We start from the raw sequence: 12,614 nt of genomic DNA on the forward strand, positions 1-12,614 counted from the left end.
AAATCCGGAATGATCAGGCTTTACTACGTCTTGACTTCTCCTTCATAATTAAACTAAGCTCTCTGCCTGTCTGACCGGCTAATGAGGTATTCTCTTCTGCCCTGCGAAATAAGTAGGGCAGAACAGCTTTAACAGGTCCATAAGGGACATATTTAGCCACATTGTATGCGGAGTCTGCCAAATTGAAACTCAAGTGATCACTCATTCCTAAGAGCTGAGCAAAATAAACAGCAGGATCATTTCTTTCAATCCGGTAGGTATTCATTAAATCAATCAACGAACTGCAGCTTTCCTCATTATGAGTTCCTGCAATAATAGAGACCTGCGTAATATGTTCCATACAAAATCGGATGGCCTCATCGTAATCGAAGTCTGTAGCTTCCTTATCCTTATGGATAGGTGACTCATAGCCCATTTCAGCTGCCCTTTCGCGTTCTTTTTCCATATAGGCACCCCTTACAATTTTAGCACCCAGCTTAAATTCATCTGTTGCAGCCAGGTAAACTACGGCTTTTAAGGAAGCCAGTTTATCCGTACGATATAACTGATACGTATTATAAACAATTGTTTTATCCCGGTTATACATCCGCATCATATCCAGCGCAATGTCATCCACAGCAGTTTGAATCCACGATTCCTCTGCGTCAATCATGACGGGAACATCCAGATCATGCGCAAATTTACAGATCTGATTAAAACGCGCCTTTACTTTAAAGTACTCCGCATGTTCGGCAACACTCAGCGTCTCTTTGTTATTAACCTTTACATAAAGATCAAAACGACCTACACCCGTTGGCTTAAATACAGCAAGAGGAATTCTCAAGTCATTCTTTGATTTCCTAAGCACAGTCAAAATCTCTTCGGTGGTCTCTATAAAACTCCGCTCCTCCTGTTCTCCCTCCACCGAATAATCCAATATCGTCCCAACTCCCCCAATTGCCAGTTTATCAATTGCTTTTTCGCAACCGACAATAGTTTCTCCACCACAAAACTGAGCGTAGATCGTACTCTTTATTAACGGAACGATAGGCGCACCAATGCGAAGAAAAAAGTTGGTAGCACTAGCTCCTAATTTGGTTATAAGCTGACTATTGATAGCCTTAAACAACCAGTATGCCTTATTTAATTCGGTATTTGTTTTACCCTTAAATGCAATCTCCGTATTACTGAAATCAGGAATACTTTTATTTATCTTAAGTGAATTATCAGACTGATTAATCATGGGCTCAAAAATAATGCTAAATAACTAAACTGGAAAAATAATAATTTTAACTTTGTTCATGATAGAATTTGAACTTGAAGGTGAGTTTATACCCCTGATTCAATTACTTAAAGCAACCCATCTGGTAGTAACAGGTGGAGAGGCTCAAATAGTTGTATTTGAAGGAAAGGTAAAATATAATGGCGAGGTCGATTACAGAAAACGGCTCAAAGTGAAACGTGGCGATATAGTAGAATTTAACGGTAACAAGATCTTAGTGAAGTAATTATGACGCCAATACAAAGTAACGGATACGCTGTTTTCTTCGACAATGAACTAAAAGAACTCCAAATTTTTCTGGATAATTCAAATTATTCCAAGGTGTTTTTCCTGACCGACATGAATACTTCAGAACATTGTTTACCCTTGATCAACCAATTTTTACCACTGCTTGACAACTACGACATCATTGAAGTAGATCCCGGAGAGGAAAATAAAAACATAGATTATTGTATCGGCGTATGGCAAAACCTGCTCGATTTTGATGCGGATAGGAATAGCCTGCTCATCAATCTGGGCGGTGGAGTGATTACCGATATGGGTGGTTTCGCTGCTTCTACCTACAAACGCGGAATTGATTTTATCCAGGTTCCAACTACACTTCTTTCTCAGGTAGATGCCTCTGTTGGTGGAAAAACAGGGATCGATATGGGCAACATTAAAAACATCATTGGTACTTTTACACAACCCAAAGCTGTTTTTATTTCTGCTGAATTTCTAAATAGTCTGGATGAACGTCAAATTCAATCCGGTTTTGCTGAAATAGTAAAACATGGTTTAATTGCGGACAAGGCTTATTTCAGCCAGCTTAAGGAAATCAAACCTAAAAGCGTTACCTCAGAGATCATCTACCATTCTGTTGAAATTAAAAATAAGGTGGTACTTGAAGACCCTTTTGAAAAGGGAATTCGTAAAACATTGAATTTCGGACATACAATAGGTCATGCTGTGGAGACGTATTCTTTAAAGAATGACAAAAAGCCACTTCTTCATGGTGAAGCCCTTGCCCTGGGTATGATTTGCGAAGCTTATCTTTCCAATCAGCATAATGGCCTTTCGGAAGAGGAGCTTACCGAAATCATTCAATACATCAGTTCTATTTTCTCGCCGTATAAGATCAAATCCGGCTCTTATCCCGACATCATGAACTTCATGAAGAACGATAAAAAGAACAACAACGGCGAAATAGGATTTGCTTTGCTTACTGAAATAGGAAAGTGTGACTTCAACATCTACCTCGAAGAAAAACAAATTCTGGATAGTCTGAGTTTTTACACAGAGTTAAACAGTTAATTCGTTTAAACTGAGTATTGACTATTTGAATAATTGCACTACGATAAACCTTTAACTATTTCATTTTGTCTATAAATACTTTGAATTAATACCTCGAATTAAACTTTAATTATTTCATTTTGCCTATTGACACTTTGAATTAATACTGTATATTTGGCTTAACAAAAAGAAATGAGAAATATTAACACATATCTGTTCGGTTATTTTTACTATTATCAGTAAGAAACGGGACGAATATGTTATAAGTTTAAGAACTATATAAAGTCCCGGCCAAACAGCCGGGACTTTTTTTTTGATCATGAACAGAAAAAGAGTAGCAATACAAGGAATTAAAGCTTCATTTCACGAAGAAGCCGCATTTAAGTTTTTCGGAGAGAATATTGACACCATTGAGTGCAGTTCTTTTAAGAAAACTTGTGAAGTACTAAAAAACAAGGAAGCTGATTTCGTAGTTATGGCTATTGAAAATTCCATTGCAGGAAGTTTATTGCCTAATTACACCCTGCTTCGCGATTACCATTTATGTATTATCGGTGAGGTCTACCTTTCCATTCAACTCCACCTGATGGCTTTACCCGGTGTGAAATTTGAACAGATTAAAAATGTAGAATCGCACCCTATTGCCATCCGTCAGTGTATCGATTTTATTGACGAATACCCGCACCTCAACATTGTGGAGAGCTCAGATACAGCTGCATGTGCCAAACGGATCCGCGACGAACAACTTACAGATACAGTTGCCATTGCCAATCAACTCGCAGCAAAATTATATGGCTTAGAAATTCTGGAACGCCGTATCGAATCAAATAAGAAAAACTTTACCCGTTTCCTGATTCTCTCTGAGCATAATGGATGGGATATCCCTAATCCGAATAAGGCTTCGCTTTCTTTTGAAACGAATGATGAAGTAGGATCTCTGGCTAAAGTGCTTAATATCTTTGCAGAGCACAATGTAAACCTAAGCAAGATTCAGTCGATGCCCGTTTTAGGCAAACGCAATGAGTATAACTTTTACGTCGATATTGAATGGGAAGATACTGCCGCCTACAAAGAGGCGTTGAGTAAAATACTGCGATACACGATTAACTTCACCCTAATGGGCGAATACATCAAAAACGAAAACGTCAAATAAAAACATAAAGCAAACAAATAGTACGATGAAACTTAACTTAAACATAGAACCATTAGAAAATTGGTTACCTACAAAAAGCCAGCCTTTAGTTATTGCAGGTCCTTGTAGCGCAGAAACAGAAGAACAATTAATTGCTACGGCACACCTTCTGGCTAAAACAGGTAAAATCTCTGCTCTTCGTGCAGGAATCTGGAAACCACGTACTCGTCCCGGAGAATTTGAAGGTATCGGAAGTATTGGTCTCGAATGGCTAAACCGTGCTAAAAAGGAAACAGGTTTACCTATCACGGTTGAGGTTGCTAATGCAAAACACGTTGAAGAAGCTTTGGCTGCTGGTGTAGATATTCTTTGGATTGGCGCACGCTCTACTGCAAACCCTTTCACAGTTCAGGAAATTGCTGATGCTTTACGTGGTGTAGACATTCCGGTAATGATTAAAAACCCGGTTAACCCCGATCTTTCTTTGTGGATTGGTGCCCTCGAACGTATCAACCAAGCCGGTATCACCAAGTTGGCTGCTATTTCACGTGGTTTTTCATCTTACGAAAAATCTCCTTTCAGAAATGAACCAATGTGGGAACTTGCTATTCAGTTGAAGACACTTTGTCCTGAATTACCGATCATTTGCGACCCTAGTCATATCTGTGGAAACCGTGAGTTAATTCCTTACATCTCTCAAAAAGCACTGGATTTAGAAATGAATGGCCTGATGATTGAGTCACATATTGACCCTTCTGTAGCCTGGACTGATGCGAAACAACAATTAACACCTTCCGCATTATCTGATCTGATAGACAATCTTACTGTACGTCATCATGAGCCTAAAAGTCAGGTTGTATCCGATAAATTAGCTGAACTCCGTAAAGACATTGACAAAATCGATGATCTTCTTATTCAAAAGATAGCCGAAAGAATGGGTATCGTAGAGAAAATAGGTGAGTTCAAAAGAGATAACGACATCACTATTCTTCAGATTAACCGTTGGGATGAAATCATCAACAAACGCGCTGAATTTGCGAAAGCTCTAAAACTAGATATTGAATTTACTACTAAATTACTTGAATTGATCCATGCTGAATCTATTAAGAGACAAACTAAGATCATGAATGTAAAAACAGTTGAAGAACACTAATGGCTGAAAAAAGCAACATACTTTCAAAATCAGAACCTGATACTTTTTGCAAAATCCAACTTACCGGATCAAAAAGCGAAAGCAACAGAGCACTGATTTTAAAAGCATTAAGTAAGGGAAAGGTTGCTATAAACAACCTTTCCTCTGCTGATGATACCGTTATACTGAATGGGGTACTCGAAGCATTTGAAAAGGGCATTAATGAAGCCTCTTTTGGTACTGGAAGTTTGAAACACTTAGATGGTCAGCTAACCGCCAATATAGGTCCTGCAGGTACCGCTATGCGTTTTCTAAGTGCCTACCTGGCCGTTACGGGTACAGAAGCTCAGCTAACTGGATCTGATCGGATGAAACAACGCCCCATTGGGATCCTTGTTGACGCACTTTCTACATTAGGTGCAAACATCAATTACGACGGAGAGGAAGGTTATCCTCCCCTGAAATTTAGCCCAGACTTTAAGCAGAAAGCTAATGTTATTCATATACAGGGAAATGTAAGTTCCCAGTATCTCTCTGCCTTACTACTGGTTTCTCCTTATCTGCGAAACGGTCTTGAACTTCATATTGATGGTGAGTTAACCTCCCGTCCTTATGTGGAAATGACGCTGTCGATGCTCAAAGAAGTAGGAATTGAACATTCCTGGACCGGCTCTATTATTACTATTGCGCATCAGCCTTTTATAAATGCCCAAATTACTATTGAGCCTGATTGGAGTGCAGCTTCCTATTGGTATGCCATTGCAGCTTTGTCTGACAATGCCACCATTACCCTCCCCTATTTAAAGAAAAATAGCTTACAGGGCGATAGTCGCATTGCTTCTATTATGCAAAGTTTCGGCATCAAATCGACCTTTACGGAAAGTGGTTTAATGATAGAAAAGACAAAAGGTCGTCTGGATGATTCGATCATCTTTGATTTAAGAGACTGTCCTGATTTAGCACAAACCATTATTGTATGCAGTGCGGCATTAGGAAATGATGCCACATTTACCGGACTTGAAACACTTAAAATCAAGGAAACCGACCGCATCCTTGCGCTACAGACCGAACTTGCTAAAATCGGTGTAACGCTTTCGGAGGAATATTCTTTTTATCATCTGGATTGTTCCAAGCTTCATTTTCCGGAAAAGCTTACTATCAAAACATACGAAGACCATCGGATGGCAATGGCTTTTGCTCCCCTGGCTTTAAAAATACCACAGCTCGAAATTGAAGATCCACAGGTAGTGGGCAAATCATACCCGACTTTCTGGGATGACCTCCTGAAGGCCGGCTTCCACATCAATACCAATTAAAACATGGCAGGAAATACATTTGGACAATTGTTCCGCATCAGTACATTTGGAGAATCTCATGGTAAAGCCATTGGAGTGATCATAGATGGCTGTCCCCCTAATATTGAAATTGACTTGGATTTCATCCAGGGAGAGCTCGATAAACGCAAACCCGGACAGTCCAAAATCACTACACAAAGGAAAGAAAGTGATACAGCAAGTATCCTATCGGGAGTTTTTGAAGGCAAAAGTACAGGTACTGCCCTGGCATTACTTATCCCGAATGAAGACCAGCGTTCAAAGGACTACGACCATAATAAAGATATTTTCAGGCCCTCTCATGCCGATTATACTTACCAGGAAAAATATGGGATCCGTGATTATCGGGGAGGCGGACGTTCATCGGCACGCGAAACCGCTGCCCGCGTAGCAGCAGGAGCAGTAGCTAAACTCTACCTGAAGCAAAAGGGGGTAGAGATATTTGCACATGTTTCCTCTGCCGGCACTATTAATTCGCCAAATCTACCTGTACAGGCTTTGTCAGCATTGCTGGTAATCCGTGAAAGTAATATTGTGCGTTGTGCTGATCAGGCAACAGCAAATGAAATGATTGAAATGATCGACGGTGTCCGCAAGGATGGCGATACGGTTGGCGGGAAGATCTCCTGTATCATTCGCAATTGTCCGGTTGGTTTAGGTGAACCGGTATTTGACAAACTACATGCCGACCTTGGAAAAGCGATGCTAAGCATTAATGCCGTACATGGATTCGAATACGGATCAGGGTTTGCAGGATCTGAAATGAAGGGATCTGAACACAATGACATTTTCCATGTTGCAGAAGGTGGAAAACCAATCAGCACCAGCACTAACTTCTCCGGAGGGATTCAAGGTGGCATTTCTAATGGCATGGATATCACCTTCAGGGTAGCCTTTAAACCGGTAGCCACCATAATGCACAATCAGCAAACGGTTGATAAATCTGGAAACGCTGCTGAGATTAAAGGCAAAGGTCGCCATGACCCTTGTGTGGTACCTCGGGCAGTAGCTATTGTGGAAGCGATGGCGGCTTTGGTAATAGCTGATCATTACCTGAGGCAAGCTGCTTATCAGTAAAGATTTTTTCTATAAAAATATTTGAGAAGACCGTTTTTTCTATAAAAAGCGAAACCAGGTATTCTTGTTCATGAAATTGATGAACAAGAATACCTGGTTTCGCTTTATTATTTAAGAACCCTATAATCGATCTCTTAATATATTGATGGATATAATGAGGGATTAGTTTCACTCATCATTTCATAAACAACTTCAATAATGTCATCCGTAGACGGTTTACTAAAATAATCACCATCTGTACCATATGGAGGACGGTGTTCCTTAGCAGTTATAGTTCGTGGCGCACTGTCCAGATGATAATATCCATCTTGTTTCTCCAGTATTTGCTGCAAAATATAAGCAGAAGCACCACCGGGAACATCCTCATCAACAATCAATAATTTATTTGTTTTCTTTAGTGATTGTGCGCACAGATGATCCAGATCAAAAGGATGTAAGGTTTGCAGATCTATAATTTCAATAGAAATGCCCATGTGTTCCAGCTCTTCTGCCACTTCCTGAACCACACGAAGTGTAGAACCGTATGAAACAATCGTGATGTCCTTACCTTCCCGCATCAGTTCTGCTTTTCCAAGAGCAACAGTAAAATCACCAACATTAGAAGGGAGACGCTCTTTTAAACGGTAACCATTTAAACATTCGACAACCAAAGCAGGCTCATCAGCACGAAGTAAGGTATTATACATCCCTGCCGCCTGAGTCATATTTCGGGGTACACAAATATGCACACCGCGCATAATACCTAAAATAGCTGCCATTGGCGAACCTGAATGCCATACACCTTCAAGACGATGTCCACGGGTACGGATAATCAAAGGAGCCTTCTGACCACCTTTGGTACGGTAACTTAAACTTGCCAGATCATCACTGATCACATTTATAGCATATAAAATGTAGTCTATATATTGAATCTCAGCGATAGGTTTCAAGCCACGTAGACCTAACCCAATGCCTTGTCCGATAATGGTACTTTCTCTAATTCCGGTATCAGCTACTCTAAGTTTGCCGAATTTGTCTTGCAAACCCGCAAAACCCTGATTCACGTCACCTATACTTCCAACATCTTCACCAAATGCAATAATCCGTGCATCCCGGGCAAAGTTCTCATCGAAACAGCCATTTAAAATTTCCCTTCCATCAATAAGCTTAGAGTCTGCGTCATATATAGGAGCAACAACGGGAACGTGCACATGCGAATCAAAAGAATCGGTAAAGAGTTTTGAATTATAGCGTTCATTGTTATCTATCATCTGTGCCTGGTACCAATTCTGTAAATTTTGCTTTTGTACAGAATCCTTTCCTATCAAGGTACGCATTGTTTTACGAACATGTACCATAATCTCTCTTCGGGTCACTTCTACAGAAGAATGAATAGACTTTGCCATTTCATTAAATACCGGAAGATCAAACGCTTTCAATAGTGCTTCAGCTTCATCAGCTTCCTTGCGTAATTCCTTTTGGAAGTTATCCCAGGCATTCTTACGGCATACCCGAACGTATTCAATAGCCTTTGTTTCCAGTTCAGCCAGTTCTTCTTCATTAATAATGGCACTTTCAACCATCCAGGTGCGCATTTTCAACAAACAGTCAAACTGCATCTCCCAGGCTAATCTTTCTTTTGATTTATACCGCTCATGTGAACCTGAAGTGGAATGTCCCTGCGGTTGAGTCAGTTCGTACACATGAATCATCACCGGAATTTGTTTTTCCCTGCAAATCGCTATAGCCTTTTCATAGGTTTCACAAAGACCTGCATAATCCCAGCCCTTTACTTTGAAGATCTCAAAGCCTTCGCCCTTTTCATCACGTTGAAATCCCTTTAGGACCTCTGAAATATCCTGTTTGGTAGTTTGCAATTCTGAAGGTACTGATATGGCGAAACCATCATCCCAGATAGACACAGCCATCGGAATCTGTAGTACTCCGGCAGCATTTATGGCTTCAAAAAACACACCCTCAGATGTTGAACCATTACCTATGGTACCAAATGCGACTTCATTACCTCCTGCCGAAAAATGCGAAAGGTAACTCAGGTCCGGGTTATTTCTATATAATTTAGAAGCTTGTGCTAGTCCTACTAAACGAGCCATTTGCCCCCCGGTAGTAGATATATCCGCAGATGTATTTTTAGTAAGCATTTGATTTTTCCAACTGCCGTCCTCATTGAGTACGCGCGATGAAAAATGACAGTTCATTTGCCTGCCTCCCGAAAAAGGCTCTGCCTTAACGTCAGTATTCGCATATAACTGCGAAAAGAATTCCGTAATAGTGGCCATTCCAGTAGCGAACATAAACGTCTGGTCACGATAATAACCAGACCGCCAGTCTCCCTTTTGGAAAACTTTAGCCATCGCTATTTGGGCAACTTCCTTTCCGTCGCCAAAGATGCCAAACTTGGCCTTACCTGTTAACACTTCACGACGGCCAATTAAACTGGCCTGCCGGCTTTCGAAGCATATTCGATAGTCTTTAATTACAATATTTTTAAAGTCCTCAAAGCTCAATTCAGGAACCTCAAACTGATTACTTAGTTTAGAATGTTTTTCTGACATATGTATGAGAGTCAATTCCTCAAAAATAACATAAAATAAAACCGTTATGCTGTTTAATCAGAAGAAAATTACAAAGAGTGATCAGGATATAATTTGGCTGTGCGCTAAAAAACAGTAAAAATCACCTTATTCGATACATCTTTACACTACGATGTGTTTCAGTATAAGACCTGTAGCGGTTTTGGATACCTCGGTTTTATATAATTCATTTCATTCTTTTTTAAGGGATACATGTGGTAATCGTATTTATAACTAAAAGGGATTTAAGTCTGATCTGAAACGCAGTTTGTTTTCTTCCAGAGCGGAGAAGGTGCGGACAAGGTGCGGAGAAGGTGCAAGTAATGTGCGATTTAATTATGATGGAGAGATATACTGTCTCGTCCTAATATAGCTAGACTCTTGTAATTGATGGTCCTGAATTAATTATACACCTGGTGTTGATAATCCTACAATAACTATACATGTGATTTTATAGTCCTGCAATTGTCTCGTCCTCAAATTTTATACATTTATTACTTTGTTTGTACAAATAAACGACTTAGATAAAGGCACATAATGTACTACAATCCTAAAAATATTGTTACTTAAGGGCATAGTTTTTGAATAGTTAATTACTTGAGTTACCTTTACAAAAAGTTTATATTATAACACACATGAAAAAGCTTATAGCCTTTTGTTTAATACTATTAGGATTTATTACGGTTTCTGCAATGCGTGCAGATCAACAACCTGATTTCAAGTTTGAGAAAGAAACGAATGACTTTGGTAAAATCCCTCAGGGAAAGCCAGTTAGTTACGAATTCAAGTTTACCAACACAGGGGATCAGCCTTTAATCATCAGCAATGTAGAATCTACTTGCGGTTGTACAGTACCTAAATACACCAGTACCCCTATTAAAAAAGGCGATACCGGCATTATTACTGTAACCTATAATGCAGCTGCTCCTGGAGCTTTCAACAAAGCATTGACTATTAAATCAAATGCAAAAACTCCTGTAAAATACATTTACATCAAGGGAAGCGTTTCAACAAGTTAATAAATATTAATAAATTTAGCTTCAAGCATAAAAAAACCTCTCTTTAACAGGGAGGTTTTTTATGTTTGTATATATTATGCCACATATTTCAAATAAGGGGAAAGGAATGCCTGCTTCACCGATACGCAAATTAACACCATTTGCAGAGCAGGCAAGACTACAGGGAAAGACTGTTTATCATTTAAACATAGGCCAGCCAGATATTGAAACTCCGGAAGTCATGATGAATGCGATCAGGAATGTCGATTTCAAAGTATTGGCATATACGCAATCTGAGGGAACAATATCCTATCGGTCCAAGCTGGCAGATTATTATAACCATGCAGGATATAATATTACTGCTGAGGATATTCTGGTTACCACTGGAGCCTCTGAAGCGATTGTTATAGCTATGCAAACCTGTCTGGATCCCGGAGATGAAATCATTATCCCAGAGCCTTTTTATGCCAACTACAATGCATTTGCATGGATGAGCAGTGCGGTAATCAGACCTGTACTATCTCTTATGGAGAATGGATTTGCGCTACCTCCGGTTAGCGAATTTGAAAAACTGATTACTCCAAAATCAAAAGCAATCTTCATTTGTAACCCCAATAATCCTACCGGATATTTATACTCGTATGATGAATTGGTCGAATTGAAGAAACTGTGCTTAAAATATGATCTTTACTTCTTTGTTGATGAAGCTTACCGCGAATTTTGCTACGATGGAAATACGTTTCATTCGCCTATGCATTTAGATGGTCTTGATGAGCATGTAATCGTTTTTGATAGTGTTTCAAAACGGTATAGTGCTTGTGGAGCTCGTATAGGCTGCTTTGTTACAAAAAACAAACAGGTTTTGGCTACTGCATTGAAATTTGCACAATCACGTTTAAGTCCGGGTATGGTCGATCAGATAGCGGCAGAAGCGGCTTTAGATACACCAGATTCTTATTTTGAACTTATAAACAAGGAATATACCGAAAGACGCGATTTTCTAGTAAATTCGCTAAATAAAATGCAAGGCGTTTATTGTCCGAATCCTAAAGGTGCTTTTTATGTTGTTGCCCGCTTCCCGGTTGATGACTCAGAAAAGTTCTGCCAATGGATGCTGAAAGAATTTGAATATGACAATCAGACAGTCATGCTGGCACCAGCAGCTGGTTTTTACAGCACAGAAGGTGCTGGAGCAGACGAAATAAGATTGGCATACGTTTTGAACAAGGAAGACTTAGCGAAAGCTATGATTTGTTTGGATAAGGGTTTAAGAGCTTATCCCGGCAGAAAATTAAGAGTCAGCCCGGCTAATGCTGCTGGAACTGTCTTTATTTAAAAATTTTATATACGGGGCCGACCGGAATTGACAGGATGGTAGCAGGTATGTAAGCATGCAGCGCGTTGTGAGACTAGCGCTTAAATCTGAACTCTCAAAACCACAATTGGCGAAAATAACTACGCCTTAGCTGCCTAATTTAGAATTAGCTTAGCTTTTGTCCCGCTGGTATTCTGTTCTGTTTAATCAGCATATGGGGCATCGTTCAACAGAACTGGTCTGATAAGAGGTGTGATTACCGGACAAGATAAAACACCTAAGGAAGACGGTACAGGCACTCGGTCAGCCTTCCCCTTCTCTACAATTAAATGACAGATACGCATGTAGAAAGCATAATTTGTTCCATGTTTGGACGAGGGTTCGAATCCCTCCGGCTCCACGAGTTATGTTTTAAAGAACATCAAAAAACGCTGTAAATGAACAATTTACAGCGTTTTTGTTTATAGTCCTATGCAAATAAAACCAAATAATCGCATTCTTCTGGTGACCTATTGGTAACCTG

The 12,614-nt window shown here is 39.8% G+C and carries 10 protein-coding genes and 1 other RNA gene; 9 read left to right on the forward strand and 2 right to left on the reverse strand.

The features are described from left to right. Positions 1-13: 13 nt before the first annotated feature. A complete protein-coding gene (locus ADIARSV_RS10835) occupies positions 14-1,222 on the reverse strand; it encodes a proline dehydrogenase family protein (RefSeq protein WP_016195555.1) in 1,209 nt (402 codons plus the stop codon). Between the two features lie 58 nt (positions 1,223-1,280). Here ADIARSV_RS10835 and ADIARSV_RS10840 point away from each other — a divergent pair, with 58 nt between their 5' ends. From ADIARSV_RS10840 to aroC, 6 genes are all read left to right on the forward strand, one after another. Beyond that, positions 1,281-1,487 (forward strand): RNA-binding S4 domain-containing protein, encoded by a 207-nt coding sequence (locus ADIARSV_RS10840; protein WP_016195556.1) that lies wholly within the window; start codon positions 1,281-1,283, stop codon positions 1,485-1,487. Between the two features lie 2 nt (positions 1,488-1,489). Next, entirely contained in the window at positions 1,490-2,554 is a 1,065-nt protein-coding gene (gene aroB, locus ADIARSV_RS10845; protein ID WP_016195557.1) for a 3-dehydroquinate synthase, read from the forward strand. A gap of 298 nt (positions 2,555-2,852) precedes the next feature. Then, a complete protein-coding gene (locus ADIARSV_RS10850) occupies positions 2,853-3,686 on the forward strand; it encodes a prephenate dehydratase (RefSeq protein WP_016195558.1) in 834 nt (277 codons plus the stop codon). 25 nt (positions 3,687-3,711) lie between these two features. Then, positions 3,712-4,818, forward strand: coding sequence for a chorismate mutase (locus ADIARSV_RS10855; protein ID WP_016195559.1), 1,107 nt, complete (start codon positions 3,712-3,714; stop codon positions 4,816-4,818). Next, a complete protein-coding gene (aroA, locus tag ADIARSV_RS10860; RefSeq protein ID WP_016195560.1) occupies positions 4,818-6,113 on the forward strand; it encodes a 3-phosphoshikimate 1-carboxyvinyltransferase in 1,296 nt (431 codons plus the stop codon). Before ADIARSV_RS10855 ends, aroA begins: the two co-directional genes overlap by 1 nt. 3 nt (positions 6,114-6,116) lie before the next feature. Next, the gene (gene aroC, locus ADIARSV_RS10865; protein ID WP_016195561.1) at positions 6,117-7,208 is read left to right on the forward strand and encodes a chorismate synthase; all 1,092 of its coding nucleotides are present in this window, start codon (positions 6,117-6,119) and stop codon (positions 7,206-7,208) included. Between the two features lie 134 nt (positions 7,209-7,342). Here aroC and ADIARSV_RS10870 read toward each other — a convergent pair whose 3' ends face one another. Beyond that, positions 7,343-9,760: an alpha-ketoacid dehydrogenase subunit alpha/beta gene (locus ADIARSV_RS10870; protein ID WP_016195562.1), complete on the reverse strand. Its 2,418-nt coding sequence runs from the start codon at positions 9,758-9,760 to the stop codon at positions 7,343-7,345. Positions 9,761-10,413: 653 nt separating this feature from the next. Between ADIARSV_RS10870 and ADIARSV_RS10875 the strand changes: the two genes are divergently transcribed. From ADIARSV_RS10875 to ssrA, 3 genes are all read left to right on the forward strand, one after another. After that, on the forward strand, positions 10,414-10,797 hold the full coding sequence (locus ADIARSV_RS10875) for a DUF1573 domain-containing protein (RefSeq protein ID WP_016195563.1): 384 nt from the start codon (positions 10,414-10,416) through the stop codon (positions 10,795-10,797). 76 nt (positions 10,798-10,873) lie between these two features. Continuing rightward, the gene (locus ADIARSV_RS10880; protein ID WP_016195564.1) at positions 10,874-12,112 is read left to right on the forward strand and encodes a pyridoxal phosphate-dependent aminotransferase; all 1,239 of its coding nucleotides are present in this window, start codon (positions 10,874-10,876) and stop codon (positions 12,110-12,112) included. A gap of 13 nt (positions 12,113-12,125) precedes the next feature. Further along, positions 12,126-12,494, forward strand: a transfer-messenger RNA (tmRNA) gene (ssrA, locus tag ADIARSV_RS21145). Positions 12,495-12,614: the final 120 nt, after the last annotated feature.

This window comes from Arcticibacter svalbardensis MN12-7 (assembly GCF_000403135.1).
Taxonomy (GTDB): Bacteria; Bacteroidota; Bacteroidia; order Sphingobacteriales; family Sphingobacteriaceae; genus Arcticibacter; species Arcticibacter svalbardensis.

Excerpts from the sequence above, each read along its gene's own strand:
- ADIARSV_RS10835 (WP_016195555.1), bottom strand. The coding sequence starts at position 1,222 with ATGATTAATCAGTCTGATAATTCACTTAAGATAAATAAAAGTATTCCT.
- aroC (WP_016195561.1), top strand. The coding sequence starts at position 6,117 with ATGGCAGGAAATACATTTGGACAATTGTTCCGCATCAGTACATTTGGA.
- ADIARSV_RS10840 (WP_016195556.1), top strand. The coding sequence starts at position 1,281 with ATGATAGAATTTGAACTTGAAGGTGAGTTTATACCCCTGATTCAATTA.
- aroA (WP_016195560.1), top strand. The coding sequence starts at position 4,818 with ATGGCTGAAAAAAGCAACATACTTTCAAAATCAGAACCTGATACTTTT.
- ADIARSV_RS10870 (WP_016195562.1), bottom strand. The coding sequence starts at position 9,760 with ATGTCAGAAAAACATTCTAAACTAAGTAATCAGTTTGAGGTTCCTGAA.
- ADIARSV_RS10880 (WP_016195564.1), top strand. The coding sequence starts at position 10,874 with ATGCCACATATTTCAAATAAGGGGAAAGGAATGCCTGCTTCACCGATA.
- aroB (WP_016195557.1), top strand. The coding sequence starts at position 1,490 with ATGACGCCAATACAAAGTAACGGATACGCTGTTTTCTTCGACAATGAA.
- ADIARSV_RS10875 (WP_016195563.1), top strand. The coding sequence starts at position 10,414 with ATGAAAAAGCTTATAGCCTTTTGTTTAATACTATTAGGATTTATTACG.
- ADIARSV_RS10855 (WP_016195559.1), top strand. The coding sequence starts at position 3,712 with ATGAAACTTAACTTAAACATAGAACCATTAGAAAATTGGTTACCTACA.
- ADIARSV_RS10850 (WP_016195558.1), top strand. The coding sequence starts at position 2,853 with ATGAACAGAAAAAGAGTAGCAATACAAGGAATTAAAGCTTCATTTCAC.